The organism is Burkholderia pyrrocinia, from assembly GCF_022809715.1.
GTDB lineage: Bacteria > Pseudomonadota > Gammaproteobacteria > Burkholderiales > Burkholderiaceae > Burkholderia > Burkholderia pyrrocinia_C.
Genome location: NZ_CP094459.1, coordinates 2,165,633 through 2,184,233 on the forward strand (window position 1 = coordinate 2,165,633; position 18,601 = coordinate 2,184,233).

General features: G+C 67.8%; 20 protein-coding genes. 7 read left to right on the forward strand and 13 right to left on the reverse strand.

The window, feature by feature from the left end; translation table 11 throughout:
- Positions 1-4: 4 nt before the first annotated feature.
- The 5 genes from priB to MRS60_RS10075 form a co-directional block, all read right to left on the reverse strand.
- Positions 5-304, reverse strand: a complete 300-nt coding sequence (gene priB / locus MRS60_RS10055) for a primosomal replication protein N (protein ID WP_011657069.1) — start codon at positions 302-304, stop codon at positions 5-7.
- A gap of 40 nt (positions 305-344) precedes the next feature.
- On the reverse strand, positions 345-719 hold the full coding sequence (gene rpsF, locus MRS60_RS10060) for a 30S ribosomal protein S6 (RefSeq protein WP_004193673.1): 375 nt from the start codon (positions 717-719) through the stop codon (positions 345-347).
- A 233-nt stretch (positions 720-952) separates the two neighbouring features.
- Positions 953-1,846 (reverse strand): anti-sigma factor family protein, encoded by an 894-nt coding sequence (locus MRS60_RS10065; RefSeq protein ID WP_105393806.1) that lies wholly within the window; start codon positions 1,844-1,846, stop codon positions 953-955.
- The gene (locus MRS60_RS10070; protein WP_131947868.1) at positions 1,836-2,477 is read right to left on the reverse strand and encodes an RNA polymerase sigma factor; all 642 of its coding nucleotides are present in this window, start codon (positions 2,475-2,477) and stop codon (positions 1,836-1,838) included. The genes MRS60_RS10065 and MRS60_RS10070 overlap by 11 nt, the downstream gene beginning before the upstream one ends.
- Positions 2,478-2,654: 177 nt before the next feature.
- A complete protein-coding gene (locus MRS60_RS10075) occupies positions 2,655-3,566 on the reverse strand; it encodes a LysR family transcriptional regulator (protein WP_047900886.1) in 912 nt (303 codons plus the stop codon).
- Positions 3,567-3,738: 172 nt separating this feature from the next.
- Here MRS60_RS10075 and gcl point away from each other — a divergent pair, with 172 nt between their 5' ends.
- The 4 genes from gcl (at position 3,739) to lysM (ending at position 8,231) form a co-directional block, all read left to right on the forward strand.
- Entirely contained in the window at positions 3,739-5,514 is a 1,776-nt protein-coding gene (gene gcl, locus MRS60_RS10080; protein ID WP_243564631.1) for a glyoxylate carboligase, read from the forward strand.
- 43 nt (positions 5,515-5,557) lie between these two features.
- Positions 5,558-6,367, forward strand: coding sequence for a hydroxypyruvate isomerase (gene hyi, locus MRS60_RS10085; RefSeq protein ID WP_243564632.1), 810 nt, complete (start codon positions 5,558-5,560; stop codon positions 6,365-6,367).
- 41 nt (positions 6,368-6,408) lie between these two features.
- Positions 6,409-7,302 carry a 2-hydroxy-3-oxopropionate reductase gene (locus MRS60_RS10090; RefSeq protein ID WP_014896847.1) on the forward strand — a complete coding sequence of 298 codons (894 nt, stop codon included), beginning with the start codon at positions 6,409-6,411 and terminating at the stop codon, positions 7,300-7,302.
- Between the two features lie 458 nt (positions 7,303-7,760).
- Positions 7,761-8,231, forward strand: coding sequence for a peptidoglycan-binding protein LysM (gene lysM, locus MRS60_RS10095; protein ID WP_034181228.1), 471 nt, complete (start codon positions 7,761-7,763; stop codon positions 8,229-8,231).
- A 96-nt stretch (positions 8,232-8,327) separates the two neighbouring features.
- On the opposite strand, the gene MRS60_RS10100 is transcribed toward lysM, so the two are convergent.
- The gene (locus MRS60_RS10100; RefSeq protein ID WP_034181227.1) at positions 8,328-9,350 is read right to left on the reverse strand and encodes an asparaginase; all 1,023 of its coding nucleotides are present in this window, start codon (positions 9,348-9,350) and stop codon (positions 8,328-8,330) included.
- A gap of 272 nt (positions 9,351-9,622) precedes the next feature.
- Between MRS60_RS10100 and MRS60_RS10105 the strand changes: the two genes are divergently transcribed.
- The 3 genes from MRS60_RS10105 (at position 9,623) to MRS60_RS10115 (ending at position 11,501) form a co-directional block, all read left to right on the forward strand.
- Positions 9,623-9,913, forward strand: a complete 291-nt coding sequence (locus MRS60_RS10105; protein WP_034181226.1) for a PsiF family protein — start codon at positions 9,623-9,625, stop codon at positions 9,911-9,913.
- Positions 9,914-10,216: 303 nt separating this feature from the next.
- Positions 10,217-10,666: a membrane protein gene (locus MRS60_RS10110; protein ID WP_034181225.1), complete on the forward strand. Its 450-nt coding sequence runs from the start codon at positions 10,217-10,219 to the stop codon at positions 10,664-10,666.
- Positions 10,667-10,913: 247 nt separating this feature from the next.
- Positions 10,914-11,501, forward strand: a complete 588-nt coding sequence (locus tag MRS60_RS10115; RefSeq protein WP_034181224.1) for a BPSL1445 family SYLF domain-containing lipoprotein — start codon at positions 10,914-10,916, stop codon at positions 11,499-11,501.
- Between the two features lie 96 nt (positions 11,502-11,597).
- Here the strand turns inward: MRS60_RS10115 and MRS60_RS10120 are convergent, their stop codons facing one another.
- The 7 genes from MRS60_RS10120 to MRS60_RS10150 all read right to left on the reverse strand — a co-directional run bounded on the left by MRS60_RS10120 (position 11,598) and on the right by MRS60_RS10150 (position 18,595).
- A complete protein-coding gene (locus MRS60_RS10120; RefSeq protein WP_034181223.1) occupies positions 11,598-12,662 on the reverse strand; it encodes a glycosyltransferase family 4 protein in 1,065 nt (354 codons plus the stop codon).
- 273 nt (positions 12,663-12,935) lie between these two features.
- Positions 12,936-14,111 carry an AAA family ATPase gene (locus tag MRS60_RS10125; RefSeq protein WP_243564633.1) on the reverse strand — a complete coding sequence of 392 codons (1,176 nt, stop codon included), beginning with the start codon at positions 14,109-14,111 and terminating at the stop codon, positions 12,936-12,938.
- A 33-nt stretch (positions 14,112-14,144) separates the two neighbouring features.
- Positions 14,145-15,317, reverse strand: a complete 1,173-nt coding sequence (locus MRS60_RS10130) for a mechanosensitive ion channel family protein (protein ID WP_034181221.1) — start codon at positions 15,315-15,317, stop codon at positions 14,145-14,147.
- Between the two features lie 90 nt (positions 15,318-15,407).
- Positions 15,408-15,764 (reverse strand): Rap1a/Tai family immunity protein, encoded by a 357-nt coding sequence (locus tag MRS60_RS10135; RefSeq protein WP_011885036.1) that lies wholly within the window; start codon positions 15,762-15,764, stop codon positions 15,408-15,410.
- 130 nt (positions 15,765-15,894) lie between these two features.
- Positions 15,895-16,602 carry an ankyrin repeat domain-containing protein gene (locus MRS60_RS10140; RefSeq protein WP_034181220.1) on the reverse strand — a complete coding sequence of 236 codons (708 nt, stop codon included), beginning with the start codon at positions 16,600-16,602 and terminating at the stop codon, positions 15,895-15,897.
- 43 nt (positions 16,603-16,645) lie between these two features.
- The gene (locus MRS60_RS10145; protein ID WP_105392672.1) at positions 16,646-17,425 is read right to left on the reverse strand and encodes a TatD family hydrolase; all 780 of its coding nucleotides are present in this window, start codon (positions 17,423-17,425) and stop codon (positions 16,646-16,648) included.
- A 141-nt stretch (positions 17,426-17,566) separates the two neighbouring features.
- Positions 17,567-18,595 (reverse strand): DNA polymerase III subunit delta', encoded by a 1,029-nt coding sequence (locus tag MRS60_RS10150; RefSeq protein WP_243564634.1) that lies wholly within the window; start codon positions 18,593-18,595, stop codon positions 17,567-17,569.
- Positions 18,596-18,601: the final 6 nt, after the last annotated feature.

The window sequence follows — 18,601 nt, forward strand, 5'->3', positions numbered from 1 at the left end:
GATTTCAGTCCTTTCCAATGTCCTGCAATGCAGTGATGTGAAACACCAAGGTTCTCGCGTTGCGGCTTTTCTTTGCCAGGAAGCCCGTGAACAGCGTCTCGACGCCCATTTCACGGCTTTCCAGCCTGCCGCTCGCCTCACCGGCCGCCACCGCCTCGATCGTCATTTCGACCTGACGGGGAATGCCTGCTTCGACGACTTCCGTGCGGTGATGCAATGTGGCGCTTGCGATCGGAACACCTGCCGGCGTATATCGCACCGGTGCGCGTTCGACGACGCTCGCCGTCAATTGCAACCTGTTCACGTGAGTGGCGCGCTCCTTGATGGCTTAATGAATGACGAACTTAAGCCTGCGCTTCGGTCGGCTGAGCTGCAGCCGCCTTCTTGGCTTCTTCGCGCTGAACTTCCTTCATCATCGGCGACGGGCCGGTTTCGGCCTTCTTCATCTTGACGATGAGGTGGCGCAGCACGGCGTCGTTGAACTTGAACGCGTGTTCGAGTTCGTCGAGCGTCGTCTGGTCGCACTCGATGTTCATGCAGACGTAGTGAGCCTTCGCGAGTTTCTCGATCATGTAGGCCAGTTGGCGACGGCCCCAGTCTTCGACACGGTGGATCTGACCGCCGTGCGACGTGATCGTGGACTTGTAACGCTCGATCATCGCGGGCACTTGCTCGCTTTGATCGGGGTGCACGATGAATACGATTTCGTAATGACGCATTACACACTCCTTGTGGATTAAAGCCACCCGGGCGTCTGAACCGGTGTGGCAAGTGAGAAGCCGAAGATTCTAACCCGGATACGGGGCGCATGCAAGGCCAATCAACGATTCGCGGCCGGATTCGGCCGTGTTTTCAAAGACTTGAAGGGCCGGGCCTGCGTAATCGGCCACCCGTCGCCCTTTTGCGATCGGGGTCGGGACACAAGCGCACCGGGCCGCGGCCCGGCGCACCGTCACTCGCTATGCGTGCCGGCGAGTCGCGCGTCGAGCGCCGTCCTGAACGCCGCGAGGGCCGACGGCTCCGCGTCGGTCACGGCCCACCACGTCATCCCGGCCGCGTCCCAGCGGTCGAGCGCATAGCCCTGCGACACGGTCGCGTACGGGGCCGCCGGCCCAACGCCTGCCGGCCGCACGTAGACGTCGATCACGTGCTGCCGGTAACGATAGACGAGCACCGCGACGCGGCGCCGCCCGACGTAGTCGAGCCGGCCGCCGACCAGTGCGAAGCCGCTCGCCGCGAGATCCTCGACCGGCGGCGCATAGTCGAGCCGGCCGTTGAACCATGGCTTGACCGTATGCCGGTCGGTCGAGATCACGTCGATGGCGCGCGCCGACAGGTCGGCCCGCACGTGGCTCGCGACGAGTTCGTCGACCGTGCGGTCGGTGTCGGCGTGGCGCGCGGACAGCGCCATCCCGGCCGCCGCGGCAAGCGCGACCATCAGCGCCACGCCCCAGCCGAGCCCGGGTAGCGCGGCGACACGCGGCCCCGGGCCCGTCGGCGCCGGGCGTGCCGATACGCCGCCGCCCAGCCAGCTGAACCAGCGACGGCCGCGCGGGCGCGGCTGCGATCGCGGCGCGGGTTCAGGCTCGGGTTCCGCCCGGGATTGCCCGCGGGTCCGCCCGTCCCCGGCTGCCGGCAGGCTCGCAAGGATGCTCGCCCGCAGCGCCTCCGGCGCGCGGTGATAGTCGGCCTGCCGCACGGCCTGCACCAGCGTGACGATCCGCGCGCGATCGCGGCGGCACGCGTCGCACCCGTCGACATGCTGCTGGACGCGCAACGCATCGGGCGCCGACAGCTCGCGGTCGACGTCCGCGTCCAGCAATGCTCGCGCTTCGTTACAGTCCATCGATAGCCTCCGATGCGGTTCCGCCTGCCGGCGTACGGCCCGGCCTGCCTTTGGCCGCCGGCGCGGGCTCGCCGCCCAGCAGCACGGCGAGCCTGCGACGGCCGCGCGCGAGCCGCGACATCACCGTGCCGACCGGCACGTCCGCGATCGCCGCGATCTCGCGGTAGCTCAGGTCCTCCATCTCGCGCAGCACGAGCACCTCGCGGTATTCGGGCGGCAGCTTCGCGAGCGCTGCATTCACGAGCCGCACGTTCTCGCCGCGCAGCAACTGCGCGAGCGGATCCTCGGTCGCCGGTTGCCAGTCGTCGGGAACGTCGGTGTCGTCGAGCGTGTCGGGCAGCGCGACCTCGTGCGCGTGCGTACGGCGGCGCCACTCGGTGTACCAGGTGTGGCGCACGATCGTCAGCAGCCACGGCCGCGCGTTGTCGCCGCGACACGAATCGATGAAGCGCAGCGCGCGCATGCACGCGTCCTGGACGACGTCGTCCGCATCGCCGGCGTTGCCGCTCAGCCAGCGCGCGAGGTTGTACGCGGCGTCGAGATGCGGCAGCACGAGCGTACGAAACCGCTCGCCGCGCGCTACCGCGTCGTCCGCCGCCTGCTCATCGACCGCCTGTCCGGCTTGCCCCACATGGCCTCCCTGGTCCCGGCGGCCGAAACCGCGCCCGTTCCGCGCATGGCGCCCGGACAGACCGGCAACGTGCGCGCTCGATGACCTTACCGTCGTTGCGTCGAGTTTATTCCCGCGCAACGCACGTGAAGCGTAAAAAATCCATGGTCAGCCGTGTGGCCGTGCCGCCCGCCGCCGTTACGGCGTGGTGCTCCAGTAGCCGGGGCGCGCGTATGCGGCGCGCAGGTAGTCGATGAAATAGCGCACGCGTGCCGGCACGTAGCGCTGTTGCGGGTAGACGGCGAGGATGTCGTAGTCGGGCAGCGCATACTCGTCGAGCACGGTCTCGAGCTCGCCCGTTTCGAGCTGCGCGGCGATTTCCCACGTCGAACGCCAGCCGAGCCCGAGGCCTTCGGCCACCCAGCGGTGCAGCAGCTCGCCGTCGTTGCAGTCGAGATTGCCCGCGACGCGCATCGTCGCGATCTTGCCGTGGCGCTGGAAATACCAGCCGCGGTTCTGCCCGCCCTGCAGGTTGAACGCGAGGCAGTTGTGCTTCAGCAGGTCGTCGAGCGACTTCGGCCGGCCGTGCCGGCGGAAATAGTCGGGCGTGCCGCACACGACACGCCGGTTCGACGCGAGCTTCACCGCGACGAAGTTCGGATCGACGGCACCCCCGATCCGGATCGACAGGTCATAGCCTTCGCGCACGAGATCGACGACCCGGTCGGTCAGGTTGAACGACAGCTGCATCTCGGGTTTGTCGGCCAGGAAGCCCGGCGCGTGCGGCGCGACGTGCTTGCGCCCGAACGCGGCCGGCGCGGACACGATCAGGTGCCCGCTGACCGCGCGCCGCCCGGCGGCCAGCTCGTTCTCGGCCTGGTCCCATTCGGACAGCAGCCCGCGGCAGCGCTCGAGGAACGCCGCGCCCTCCTCGCTGACCACCAGCCGCCGCGTCGAGCGATACATCAGCTTCACGCCGAGGCGCTTCTCGAGCGCGTCGATGCGCCGCCCGAGCACCACCGGCGACACGCCCTCCTCGAGTGCCGCCGCCGCGAGGCTGCCGGCATCGGCAACCCGCACGAACGTCTCGATCTGCTTGAAGCGATCCATCTGCCGTCTCCGTCTTCGTTCCGACACCGGCGGGAAACCCCGCCCGGCCGTCATTCCATACTTTTAGTTTCGAAATAAGCGACTCCGGCTGATCTTATCAAACCTTTCCTGCATCCCTAAAGTGTCCCCAACAGACCGATTCGCACGATCCGCCACATTCAAGGAGACATTCATGGCCAAGATGAGAGCCGTCGACGCAGCAGTGCTCGTGCTCGAGAAGGAAGGCATCCAGACCGCGTTCGGCGTGCCGGGCGCAGCCATCAACCCGTTCTACTCCGCCATGCGCAAGTCGGGGGGCATCAGCCACGTGCTGGCCCGCCACGTCGAGGGTGCCTCGCACATGGCCGAAGGCTTCACGCGTGCCGCCCCGGGCAACATCGGCGTGTGCATCGGCACGTCGGGCCCCGCCGGCACCGACATGATCACGGGCCTCTACTCCGCATCGGCCGACTCGATTCCGATCCTCGCGATCACGGGCCAGGCACCGCGTGCGCGCCTGTACAAGGAAGACTTCCAGGCCGTCGACATCGAGTCGATCGCGAAGCCGGTCACCAAGTGGGCCGTCACCGTGCGCGAGCCGGCGCTGGTGCCGCGCGTGTTCCAGCAGGCATTCCACCTGATGCGCTCGGGCCGTCCGGGCCCGGTGCTGGTCGACCTGCCGATCGACGTGCAGCTCGCCGAAATCGAGTTCGACATCGACACGTATGAACCGCTGCCGGTCTACAAGCCCGCGGCCACCCGCGCGCAGATCGAGAAGGCGCTCGCGATGCTCAACGACGCGGACAAGCCGCTGATCGTGTCGGGCGGCGGCGTGCTCAACGCAGCGGCCGAAGACCTGCTCGTCCGGTTCGCCGAAACGATCGGCGTGCCGGTGATCCCGACGCTGATGTCGTGGGGCGCGATTCCGGACGACCACCCGCTGATGGCCGGCATGGTCGGCCTGCAGACGTCGCACCGCTACGGCAACGCAACGATGCTCGCGTCCGACTTCGTGCTCGGCATCGGCAACCGCTGGGCGAACCGCCATACGGGCAGCGTCGAGGTCTACACGAAGGGCCGCAAGTTCGTGCACGTCGACATCGAGCCGACGCAGATCGGCCGCGTGTTCGGCCCGGATCTCGGCATCGTGTCCGACGCGAAGGCCGCGCTGGAACTGTTCGTCGCCGTCGCGCAGGAATGGAAGGCCGCCGGCAAGCTGAAGGACCGCAGCGCATGGATCGCGGAATGCCAGCAACGCAAGCGCACGCTGCAGCGCAAGACGCACTTCGACAACGTGCCGGTCAAGCCGCAGCGCGTGTACGAAGAGATGAACAAGGTGTTCGGCCGCGATACGTGCTACGTCAGCACGATCGGCCTGTCGCAGATCGCCGCCGCGCAGTTCCTGCACGTGTTCAAGGCACGCAACTGGATCAACTGCGGCCAGGCCGGCCCGCTCGGCTGGACGATCCCCGCCGCGCTCGGCGTGCGTGCGGCCGACCCGAGCCGCCCGATCGTCGCGCTGTCCGGCGACTACGACTTCCAGTTCATGATCGAGGAGCTGGCAGCCGGCGCGCAATTCAAGCTGCCGTACGTGCACGTCGTCGTGAACAACTCGTACCTCGGGCTGATCCGCCAGGCGCAGCGTGCGTTCGACATGGACTACTGCGTGCAGCTCGCGTTCGACAACGTGAACGCACCGGAACTGAACGGCTATGGCGTCGACCACGTGGCCGTCGCCGAAGGCCTCGGCTGCAAGGCGCTGCGCGTGTTCAAGCCGGAAGAGATCGAGCCGGCGCTGCGGCAGGCGCAATCGCTCGCGGAAGAGTTCAGCGTGCCGGTGGTCGTCGAAGTGATCCTCGAGCGCGTGACGAACATCTCGATGGGCACCGAAATCGACGCGATCAACGAATTCGAGGATCTCGCCGAAAAGGCCGAGCACGCACCGACCGCCATCTCGATGCTCGACTGATCCGCAGGACATTTTTGACTGACCGACCGAAGAGGCTTAGCTCATGCCGAAGTTTGCTGCAAACCTGACCATGCTGTTCAACGAAGTGCCGTTCCTCGACCGCTTCAAGGCGGCCGCGGACGCGGGCTTCGACGCCGTCGAGTTCCTGCTCCCGTATCCGTACGCGAAAGAGGAACTCGCCGAGCGGCTCGAGACGCACCGCCTGCGCCTCGTGCTGCACAACCTGCCCGCCGGCAACTGGGACCAGGGCGAGCGCGGCATCGCGTGCCTGCCCGATCGCGTCGGCGAGTTCCAGGAAGGCGTCGGCCGTGCGATCGAATACGCGAAGGCACTGAAGGTGCCGCAACTGAACTGCCTCGTCGGTATCCCGTCGGCCAGCACCGCGCGCGACAAGACCTTCGTCACGATCGTCGACAACCTGCGCTTTGCGGCCGATGCGCTGAAGCGCGAAGGCATCCGCCTGCTCGTCGAGCCGTGCAACAGCTTCGACATCCCGGGCTTCGCGCTGAACCGCTCGTCCGAAGGGCTCGACGTGATCCGCGCGGTCGGCTCGGACAACCTGCTCCTGCAGTACGACATCTATCACATGCAGCGCATGGAAGGCGAACTGGCCGCGACGATCGAACGCAACCTCGCATCGATCGGCCACGTCCAGCTCGCGGACAACCCGGGCCGCAACGAGCCGGGCACGGGCGAGATCAACTACGCGTTCCTGTTCGCGCTGCTCGACCGGCTCGGCTACGACGGCTACGTCGGCTGCGAATACAAGCCTCGCACCACCACGACGGAAGGCCTCGGCTGGCTGCACAGCATCGCCGGCTGCGCGCCGGGCTCGGCGCGCCGCGCCGCCTGAGATCCGCCCTTCCCGCTTTCGCCCCTATAGGAGACTTTCACATGGCAACCATCGGTTTCATCGGCCTCGGCATCATGGGCGCGCACATGGCGCGCAACCTGCTCAAGGGCGATCATCAGCTCGTCGTGAACGGTGCGTTCCCGATCCCGGACGACCTGCGCGCGAGCGCCAAGGTCGTCGCGAACTCGACCGAAGTCGCGCAGAACGCGGACATCATCATCTCGATGGTGCCGGACACGCCCGACGTGCGTAACGTGCTGTTCGCCGACGACGGCGTCGCGAAGGGCCTGACGGCCGGCAAGCTCGTGATCGACATGAGCTCGATCTCGCCGCTCGACACGCAGGAATTCGCAAAGCAGATCAACGCGCTCGGCTGCGACTACCTCGACGCGCCGGTGTCCGGCGGCGAAGTCGGCGCACGCGAAGCGACGCTGACGATCATGGTCGGCGGCCCGGAACAGGCCTTCGAGCGCGCGAAGCCGCTGTTCGAGAAGATGGGCAAGAACATCACGCTCGTCGGCGACAACGGCGCGGGCCAGACCTGCAAGGTCGCGAACCAGATCATCGTCGCGCTGAACATCGAGGCCGTCGGCGAAGCATTGCTGTTCGCCGCACGCTCGGGCGCCGATCCGGAGCGCGTTCGCCAGGCACTGATGGGCGGCTTCGCCGCATCGCGCATCCTCGAAGTGCACGGTGCGCGGATGACGAAGCGCACGTTCGATCCGGGCTTTCGCATCGAGCTGCACCAGAAGGACCTGAACCTCGCGCTCGACGGCGCACGCAAGCTCGGCCTCGCGCTGCCGCATACCGCGAGCGCGCAGCAGCTGTTCAGCGTGTGCGCATCGCACGGCGGCAAGGCATGGGATCACTCGGCACTCGTGCGCGCGCTCGAGATCATGTCGAACTTCGAGATCGGCCAGACGCCGGCCGCGTAACGCGGACGCAAGAACGCGCGGTTCCGCCGCTATGGCGGACGCGCGCGCAGAACACGCGCGATCCGGCCGCGGCCGGTCGCATCGATGCGCGACGCACGCGCGCATCACGGTGGGGCGCCCCGCCGCGCATCGCTAACCGCATGCGCGACGGGACGAAAAACGCCGCTCTGGGCTGAGAGCGGCGTGGTGGGGTCCGCAGCGGCACCCGGCGGCGCCGGGGAAGCCTTGGTCGGTCAGACGTCGTCGTCGGGTGTCCGCCTGTCGGATTTCGCGTATTACATTTCTTTACGTTCGAGCTTGCGATTTTTCATGCAATCGTCGCGCTGAACGCCTACACTTTCGCCACGCCTTTCGAGAAAACCGCCGCGCTTGCGTTCACTCCGGTGAATGCGTCCAGCGCGGTGTTTTTTCGCCACTTCATGGCGCGTTTTCTTTTCAACCACCTAAGGAGTGCAGCGATGGGTCTTCTTTCGTTTATCAAAGAGGCGGGTGAAAAACTGCTGGGTCATGCCGACGCGCAAGCGGCGGAAGATCCGAATGCCGCGAACCAGACCGCGGCCGATGCGATCAAGAACTACATCAGCACGCAGGGTCTCGACACGTCGAACCTGACGGTCGCGTTCGACGGCGCATCGCGCACCGTCACGCTGTCGGGCAGCGTCGCCGATCTCGACACGAAGGCCAAGGTCAAGGTCGCGGCCGGCAACGTGCAGGGCGTCGCGGGCGTCAACGACGACGATCTGCAGCCGGACGATCCGGAAGTGCAATACCACGACGTGAAGCCGGGCGACACGCTGTCGGCGATCGCCAAGGAAGTGTATGGCGACGCGAACAAGTATCCGGCGATCTTCGAGGCGAACAAGCCGATGCTGTCGAGCCCGGACCGGATCTACCCGGGCCAGAAGCTCGTGATTCCGCCGCAGTCCTGAGCATCCGCGCAGGATTGAAAAACAAAAAAGGCAGGCCATCCGGCCTGCCTTTTTCTTTGGCAATGCCGCACCGCCCGAGCGGCGGACGGACATCGGTCAGAACGTATCGAATACGCGCTGCAGTTCGTCACGCGCCCGGATGCCGTTCGCCAGCGCGAGCATCAGCAGCACGCGCGCCTTGAACGGATTCAGCGAGCCCGCACTGACGAAGCCGAGCGCGTCGTCGTTGGCCGCGCCGTTGCGCATCACGTGCCCCGAGCCGACGCGCGACGCACGGATCACGGCAACGCCCGCGTTCACCGCATCGGCGAGCGCCGCCTGCAGCGTCGCATGGATCGACCCGTTGCCGGTGCCGGCCACGACGAGCCCGCGCACGCCGGTCGCCACCAGCGCATCGACGGCCGTGCGCGTCACGCCCGCGTAGCTCGCAACGACTTCGACGGGCGGCCACGTTGCGGCGATCGCCAGTTGCGCATCGCGCGAACGCGTGACGCGGCGCGCGAATTCGACGCGGCCGTCCTGCACCCAGCCGAGCGCACCGAGTTCCGGCGACTGGAATGCGTCGACCGCATAGGTGCTCGTCTTCACGACGTCGCGCGCGCCGTGGATCCGGTTGTTGAACGCGATCAGCACGCCCTGCCCGCGCGCGGCCGGATGCGCGGCCACCGTCACCGCGTTCAGCAGGTTCAGCGGGCCGTCGGACGACAGCGCGGTCGCCGGCCGCATCGCGGCCGTCATCACCACCGGTTTGTCGCCTTTCACGACCAGGTGAAGGGCATACGCGGTTTCCTCGAGCGTGTCGGTGCCGTGCGTGATCACGATGCCGTCGACCGCCGGATCGGCCATCAGCGCGTCGATCCGCGCGGCGAGCGTGTTCCACAGCGGCAGTGCGAGATCCTTGCTGTCGATGCTGGCGATCTGCTCGGCGTCGATGCGTGCGACCGACGCGAGCGCCGGCACCGCGTCGACCAGGAAACCGACGCCGAGCGCGCCGGCCTGGTAACCGGCCGTGCTGGCCGCGTCGGGCGCGGCACCGGCGATCGTGCCGCCGGTGGCCAGCACGGCGATGCGCGGCAGGGCCGCCGCGGACGGGGGGGATGCGGGATTCGGAGTATTCATGGCCGCGATTGTAATGGCTCGCGGCCGGGATCCGGCAGGTTCCGGCGCCACGGCCGATGCCGGCCGCCGCGCATCATGGTTTGTCCCGATCGTCCGGTCGCGCGCGCCGTCAACGGCCGCGGCGCCCGCAACGTTATAGGAAGTGCCGTTTCGGTGTTTTTCACATTGATTCGCCATAATCGGAGCGCGCGGTGCGATGTGGCCCTATCCTCATCGCAACGTGCTTCGTGACGGCATCGATAACACGCAATTCACCCCATGGGAGTGTCGAAATGAAAATCCAATCGCTCGTAGCCGCAGTGCTCCTCGGCGGCATGCTGGCTTCCCCCGCGTTCGCGGCGAACAGCCAGCAGGACAAGATGAAGGCCTGTAACACCCAGGCAGCAGGCAAGACGGGCGACGAACGCAAGGCGTTCATGAAGGACTGCCTGTCGGCGAAGCCCGCGAAGGCGATGACGCAGCAGGAAAAGATGAAGGCCTGCAACACGCAGGCCACCGGCAAGAAGGGCGACGACCGCAAGGCGTTCATGAAGAGCTGCCTGAGCAGCCAGCCGGCCGCCTGAGTTCCGGCGCTCCCGTATCGAATGCCGCGCACCGCTTCGGCGGGCGCGGCATTTTTGTTTTCGTTGCATGCGCATCGACGCATACGCGCGTGAAACGCCTGCCGCACGCGTTCCGCCGCCGCCGTTCGACCGCCCGCCTCCACCCGTCCCGCTTTCCGGGCCCGCCGTACCGGCGCCGCCACATGGTGCGGCAATTCGCCGCGTTTTCTTCTATGATGGCTGCAACGCGGCCCACCCAAGTACAAGAAGCGCCATCGGGCCGCCCTCGAGACGGACGCGCACGCGCGTCAATTGGAGGCATGGATGGCATGGAGACAACACCGCTGGTTCCGCCGCTGGCTGATCGTGATCGTGTTCTGGGCCGTGCCCGTCGCGATCGTCGCCGTGCGCGAGATCCGCGAGGAAATGGCTTACAACAAGGCGGACCTGCAGCTCGCGCTGACCACCTGGCAGCTCACCGACGCGCAGCAGGCAGCCGGCGCCGCCGCGAAGTGCCACGGGGATCCTGACGACGCGCGCGCGGCCGGCTGCCCGGCCGACGTGCTCGCCGCCAACGCGCCGCGCCAGCAGGCGGCCCGCGACGAATACGTGGTGCGCCGCGCTACGCTCGCGGGCTATCTGTGGCATGCGTTCGTCGGCTACTGGGTCGTACCGGCCGCGTTCCTGTTCGCCTGCGGCGTCGTGATCGCACTGATCCGCCGCGCGCTGCGCCGCCCGCCGATCAAGCCCCCCGTCCCGCCGGTCACGCACTGACCCGCCCGCAAGCGCCGTCGCCGCCCGATTTGCCGCCCTTGTTCCTCGCACGCCGACCCGCGCGGGGCGCGTCGGCGCGCGGCCGCCGATCCGATCGGTCCGTTGGTGCGCAGCGACACCGCCACCCCGATTTGACGCTCTTTCACGCACGAACGAAAAGGGGTTGTAATCCGCTGTGATATAACTGCCGACGTGATCCGCTCCTTGAGCGAGACTCACTCCGAACGTCATCCGATGGAGAATAACGATGCAAAAACGGAATCTTGTGCTGAAAGCCGCCGCTGCGCTCATCGTCGGTAGCCTCGCGCTCACCGGTTGCACCACCACCCCGGACAAGCCGGACAACGCCGCGACCAGCGCGTCGAAGCGTCAGGCAATCGACTCGAGCGTCGACGCAACGCTGTCGCGCCTGTATTCCACGGTCAAGGGTTCGCGTGAACTCGTCGCGAAATCGCGCGGCGTGCTGGTCTTCCCTGACGTGCTCCAGGCCGGCTTCATCGTCGGCGGCCAGTCCGGCAACGGCGCGCTGCGCGTCGGCGGCAGCACGGTCGGCTACTACAACACGTCGTCGCTGTCGGTCGGCCTGCAAGCCGGCGCGCAATCGAAGGCGATCGTGTTCCTGTTCATGACGCAGCAAGCGCTCGACGAATTCCGCGGCTCGGACGGCTGGGCAGCCGGCGCCGGTGCATCGGTCGCGCTCGTGAAGATGGGCGCGAACGGCGCGATCGACACGACCACGGCCACCGCACCGGTCCAGGTCGTCGTGCTGACGAACGCGGGCCTGATGGGCGATGTGTCGATCAACGGCACGAAGGTCACGAAGCTCAAGATCTGACGCTCACGCACCGCCCGTGCGCACCGCGCGCGGGCCATGCGCAAACGGCGATGTCCTTGCGGGCATCGCCGTTTTTTTATCCGCCCGCGCTCCGCGTCAGGTCGTCGAGTCGATCACCTTGAAGCGCGAGCGCTTCTGCGCGCGGATCACCGACTGGTAGACGTCGACGTACTGCTGCGCCATCCGGCGCGACGTGAAGCGTTCCTCGAAGCGCTGCCGCACGCGTGCACGCGGCAGCAGGTGCAGCCGGTTCACGGCGGCCACCGCGCTGATTTCATCCTCGACGATGAAACCCGACACGCCCTCGTCCAGCACCTCGGGCACCGCGCCGCGATTGAACGCGATCACCGGCGTGCCGCACGACATCGCCTCGATCATCACCAAACCGAACGGCTCCGGCCAGTCGATCGGGAACAGCAGCGCATGCGCGCCCGACAGGAATTCGGCCTTCTGGTGATCGGCGATCTCGCCGATGTATTCGACGTGCGGCAACGCGAAGAGCGGCTTGATCTCGCGGTCGAAGTATTCCTGGTCGGCCGCATCGATCTTCGCGGCGATCCGAATCGGCAGCCCGCACTGGCGTGCGATGCTGATCGCCGTGTCGACGCGCTTCTCCGGCGAGATGCGGCCGAGGAACGCGAGATAGCGCGGCTCGACGGGCTGCGGCATGTACAGCGTATCGGGCAACCCATGGTAGACGGTCGTCAGCCATTTCGCCTGCGGCAGCGGCTGGCGCTGCGAGTTCGAAATCGAAATCACGGGCGCCGTGTTGAACGTGTCGAATACCGGCTGCTGCTCGGGCAGGTCGAGCCGGCCGTGCAGCGTCGTCACGTAAGGCGTTTCCTGCCGGTTGAAGACCGAGAACGAGTAGTAGTCCATGTGGAAATGGAGCACGTCGAAGTCCTTCGCGCGGCGCGCGACCGTCTCCATCAGCAGCATGTGCGGTGCGACGCGGTCGCGGATCGACGTGTCGAGCCGCAGCGCGCGCGGCCAGACCGGCTCGAGCTTCGCGCGTGTCGTCGAGTCGCCGCTCGCGAACAGCGTCACATCATGGCCGAGATCGACGAGCGCCTCGGTGATGTAGGACACGACGCGCTCCGTGCCGCCGTACAGCTTCGGCGGCACCGATTCGGTCAGCGGGGCGATCTGGGCAATTCTCATGGTCCACGTCTCCTGTGTCCTGTCCCGTACGGCACGCGGGAGTGTGCGCTTTTCGCGCGCCCCCGCCCCGTGCAGCGCCGGCCGGCACGGCGCCGGCCGGATATCCCGCCATTATTGGCGATCCCGATGCCCGGAACCGCCTGTCTTGCATTTTATGGGCGTTGTTACAGACAGGATACATTCGTTCCGCCTCGCCCGATCGCACCGCATCGGGCACCGTCGGGGCATGCCCCCGCCCGGGCGCCGGACGCGGCCGAATGCACGCCGCCCGCGTCAGCGCGACGGCCACTTCCACGGCGGCAGGTCGCGCGCGTCGGCATCGACGAGCGCGGTCGCGCCGAGCTGCTTGTCGAGCACCAGCGATTCGCAGCCGGCCTCGCGCTCGAGCGTCGCGATGAGCCGCGCCGCATGCGACACGACCAGCACCTGCGAGCGCTGCGCGGCCTGCGCGATCAGGCGGCCGAGCGCCGGCAGCAGATCGGGATGCAGGCTGGTCTCCGGTTCGTTCAGCACCATCAGCGCCGGCGGCCGCGGCGTCAGCAGCGCGGCCGCGAGCAGCAGGTAGCGCAGCGTGCCGTCGGACAGCTCGGCCGCCGCAAGCGGCCGCAGCAGCCCCGGCTGGCGCATCAGCACGTCGAAGCGGCCGCGGCCGCCCGGGTTGTCGATCTCGACCGATGCGCCGGGAAACGCGTCGGCGATCGCCGCATCGAGTGCCGCGCCGTCGCCGATTTCGCGGATCGTCTGCAGCGCGGCGGCGAGGTCGGCGCCGTCATCCGCCAGCACCGGCGTATGGGTGCCGATGTGCGACTGCCGTGCCGGCGCCTGCGCATCGGTCCGGAAATGGTCGTAGAAGCGCCACGAGCGAATCCGCTCGCGCACCGCGATCATCTCGGGCGCGCCGGTCGGATCGGCGAACTCGGTCATCATGCTGTCGAAGCTCGCGACCGGCTGCGGAATCGTCTGCCAGTCGCCCGACGCGGTGCGTGTGCGGATCTGTGCACCCTGCCGGTCGACCAGCAGCGTCGACGGGCGCGGCAGCGCGCCGCCCCAGATGCATTCGCGCTTGACCACCGGATCGAGCGCGAACTGCGATCTGCTCGGGAGCGGCAGGCCGAGATCGATCGAATAGCCGAAATCGTCGCACGCGAAGCCGAGCTTCAAGCTCACGGGCCCCTTGCGCACCGTGCCGGTCACCGGCTCGTCGCCGTTCAGCATCGCGCGCGAGAAGCGCTCGGGGCCGGCCCACAGCGTCGACGGCAAGCCGCCCTCGCGGGCGAGCGACGGGATCACGCGGCCCTGCGCGGTGTCGGCGAGCAGCCGCAGCGCGCGGTATACGCTCGACTTGCCGCTGCCGTTCGGCCCCGTGACGACGTTGAGCGCCGCGAGCGGCACGATCAGCTCGCGCAGCGAGCGGTAATAGGCGATGGCGAGCGTGTTCAGCGCGGTCATGACGATGGATGGCGGGCAGGCACCGGGCCGCGTTCAGCGGCCTTCGACGGCCTGCGGATCGGCTGCGGTGTTGGCCGCCGTGCTGGCGGCAGGCGCCCGCGCGTGCGGCCGTTCGGGATTCGGCGCGTCCGGCGCGGAATCATGCGGATACAGTTCCATCCGGCTGCGCGGCAGGCATTGCGGATAGCGGTCCTGCAGGTATGCGATCAACCCTTCGCGCACGCGGCAGCGCAGATCCCAGCACGACGACGAATCGGCCGCGCTGACGAGCGCGCGCAACTGCATCGTGCGCTCCGTCGCATCGGTCACCTGCAGCACCTGCACGCGGCCGTCCCACTCGGGCGCCGCATGGACGAGCCGCGCGAGCTCCTCGCGCAGCGGCGCGAGCGGCGTACGGTAGTCGACCGACAGGTAGACCGTGCCGATGATTTCCGCGCTGTTGCGCGTCCAGTTCGTGAACGGGTTCTCGATGATCCACTGCAGCGGCACGACGAGGCGCCGCTGGTCCCACAGCCGCACCGACACGAACGAGCCGGTGATTTCCTCGATGCGCCCCCATTCGCCCTGGATCACGACCACGTCGTCGAGCCGGATCGGCTGCGTGAGCGCGATCTGCAGCCCGGCAATCAGATTGCCGAGCACCGGCCGCGCGGCGATACCGGCGACCAGGCCCGCGACGCCGGCCGACGCCAGCAGGCTCGCGCCCACCTGGCGCACGTTCGGGAACGTCATCAGCGCGGCGCCGGTGCCGACGATCACGATCAGCACCATCACCGTCCGCACGAGCACCTTGGCCTGCGTATGGATGCGCCGCGCCTGGAGGTTGTCGGCCGTATCGAGCGGATGCGCCCGGATGATCGCGTCGCCGACGCCGGCCGCGAGCCGCACCAGCAGCCACGTGAGCGACACGATGGAGCCGACCGCCGCCGCGGTGCGCATGCCGCCCACGAACGACATGCCGTCGTCGGCCTGGACCCACAGGAATTCGAGAGCCAGCAGCGCGAGCACGACGAGCGACGGCTTGTCGATGTAGCGCAGGATCGCGCTCATCAGCGGATACGGCTGCGCGATGCGCTTGACGATGCGTGCGCCGAGACGGTGCACGATCGTGACGACCAGCACGACGATGACCGACACGGCCAGCGTGCCGAGCCACGAATGCAGCGGCGCATCGGCGATGCGCTGCAGTTCCTCGATTGAAATCATCGGCGCCCGGGATGCTTCGGTTATGAGGCGCGCACGCCTCGTCCTGGATGCGTCGGCGACGTCCGGGTAGCGCCCGGACACGGCGTCAGATCAGTTGCCGCCCCTGCAGGGAAACGCCTTGCCGAGACCGAGCGACACCGCGGTGCTCGCGTTGTAGTCGGCCAGCTTCGGATTTTCCGCGATGTACTTGCGCACCGCATCGGTCATCTGCTGCGCCCGGATGTCGGGCGGCAGGCAGAAATACTGGCCGACACGCGGCCCCGTGGTGCCGCCGATCGCGTCGATGGTGTTGTAGACGCCGTCGGCAGCGCCTTCGATGTAGGCCGCGCACGACGCCCGCGACTTGACGTCCGTCTTCGCGCACAGCCGGTCGAGATCCGCGCCCGTGAAAGCCGCCGCCGACAACGGCACGGCAAACGCCGCGGCACAAAACATTGCGCGCAACATGGTGTTCCTTATGTCAATGCGGCCCGAGACCGCCTGCTGCGTTGGCCGGCGCGGCGCCGGACACCCTTCTCCGGCCGGAATCCGCCCGGCCGGGTGCGCACCGCCGCGCTGGCCGGTGCACCGAAAACCGTCATTTTGCACTCTTTTGCGCATCTGCCGGCGCCGACGCGCCGATACGCACCGTACGCTTGCTCAGGATGTCGATCGCGTCCGGCGCCTTGTAATGCTTCGCGAACTCGAGCGCGGTGATGCCGAGCTGGTTCTTCACCTGCGGATCGGCACCCTGGTCGAGCAGCAGCGTGACCGTCGACGCATGGTTGCCGCGCGCGGCCATCATCAGCGGCGTGGTGCCGTTCGGCGAAGCCGTGTCGATATACGCGTCGTGGTCGAGCAGCACCTTGACGACCGCGTCCTGGCCGTTGGTCGCCGCGTAGTGCAGCGGCGCCCAGCCCTTCTTGCTGACTTCCGCGCCCTTGTCGATCAGCAGCTTGACGAGGCCGACGTCGCCGTTCAGCGACGCGAGCATCAGCGCGTTCTCGCCGGCCTTGTCTTCCTTCTCGAGGTCGACGTTCGGCGTCGTGGCGATCGCCGCCGCGACCTTGTCGGATTTCTCGCGCGCGGCGATCACCAGCAGCGGGTCGCCGTTCGGTGCGAGCGTGTTCGGATCGAGGCCGTTCTTGAGCTGCTTGCCGATGTCGGCGATGTCGTCGAACTTGACGGCCTTGACGATCGCGTCGAGCGACTCGGCATGCGCGCCGGCTGCAGCGAACAGGCCGCTCGCGACCAGCGCGGCGGCGACGAGTGCACGTTTGGTCAGATGGTTGGTCGGCTTCGTCATTGTTGTGGGCTCCTTCCCTGGGTTGTCGGCTGCGCGCGCGTCGTTAGCGGGCGATCTTGAACAGCCGGAAAAAGTTCTCAGTCGTCGCATCGGCCAGCGCCTCGACGGCGATCCCGCGCTCGGATGCGATAAAGCGTCCGACATGGCTGACGTACGCAGGTTCATTCGGCTTGCCGCGATACGGCACCGGCGCGAGGTACGGCGAGTCGGTCTCGATCAGCAGCCGGTCGAGCGGCACGCGCCGCGCGACGTCCTGCACGTCGGTCGCGTTCTTGAACGTGACGATGCCCGACAGCGAGATATGGAAGTTCTGCGCGAGCGCCTGCTCGGCGACGGGCCACGGCTCGGTGAAGCAGTGCATCACGCCGCCCGGCACGTCCGCGCGCTCCTCGGCCATGATCCGCAGCGTGTCCTCCGACGACGACCGCGTATGGACGATCAGCGGCTTCATCGTCGCGGTCGCCGCGCGGATGTGCGTGCGAAAGCGTTCGCGCTGCCATTCCATGTCGGCGATCGAGCGGCCCTCGAGACGGTAGTAGTCGAGGCCCGTTTCGCCGATCGCGACGACCTTCGGGTGCGCGGCCAGCTCGACGAGTTCCGCGAGCGTCGGCTCGCGCGCGTCCTCATGATCGGGATGCACGCCGACCGACGCGTAGACGTTGTCGTACGCGTCCGCGATCGCGAGGACCTCGGGCAGCGTCTCGAAATCGACGGACACGCACAGTGCGTGCGTGACGTCGTGCTCGCGCATGTTCTCGAGAACGGCCGGCAGGCGGTCGGCCAGGCCCTTGAAATTGATGTGGCAGTGAGAGTCGACGAACATCGTGTTTCCTGAATACGTAAGGCGGGCGCTCATGCGCTCGCCGGCGTGCGGCAACCGGCGGCGTTCGCGGGCCGGCAGGCCGCGGTCGCGTCGCTGAGTAAGCCGAACATCGTTTCGCAACCCATCAGAAACAATGCCGGGTCACGCGAACATTTCCCGATACCCGAGAAACAATTCCTCGAATACGAGCCGCGCGTTCAGCGGATGGTTCTCGACCGTCCGCTGCCGCGTCACGGTCTTCATGAAGCGCGCGAACGCGTTCGCGTCGACCGATTCCGCGCAGCGCGCGAGCGCCGCCGCGTGCATCGGGAAGTAGCGCGGCGCGCCCGCCATCCGCTGCGCGAGCAGATCGTACAGCCAGCGCTGCAGCCAGCCGAGCACCAGCGGCACCGGCAGCTTCTGCAGCGTTTCGCCGCATGCGAACGGGTCGCACGCCGCACCGGCCGCGAGCTGCCCGAGCGTGTAGTCGCGCAGCGGGCGGTTCTCGTCGCTCGCGAGCGCCAGCGCGGCGAGCGGCGCGCCGCCGGCTTCGGCAAGCAGCGCGCTCGCATGGTCGACGCCCTGCGCCGCGAGCCAGGCCGCGGCCGCGTCGGGCGCCGGCACGGTCATCGGCCACTGCCGGCAGCGGCTGATGATCGTCGGCAACAGGCGGTCGATGCGCGCCGACACGAGCAGGAACACGACGCCGGACGGCGGTTCCTCCAGCGTTTTCAGCAGCGCGTTCGATGCGGCGACGTTGAGCGCCTCGGCCGGATACAGCACGACGACGCGCGCGCCGCCGCGGTGCGAACCGACCCCGCAGAAGTCGAGCAGCGCGCGCACCTGCTCGATCTTGATTTCCTTGCTCGGCGCGCGCGTCTTCTTGCCGCCTTCGTCCGCGTCGGCCGGCTTCGCGTCGTCCGCGGCGCCCGGCGCTTCGCCGGCCAGCACCTCGGGCAGCACGATCCGGTAGTCCGGGTGGTTGCCCTGCGAGAACCAGGTGCAGGCCGCGCAGGTGCCGCACGGCTCGCCGCTCGGCAGCGGCGATTCGCACAGGAAGCCCTGCGCGAGATGCTGCGCGAACTGCAGCTTGCCGATCCCGGCCTGGCCGTGCAGCAGCAGCGCATGCGGCCATTGCGCGCGCAGTTGCTGCAGGCGGTTCCAGTCGTCGGTCTGCCACGGATAGATCATGTGGTG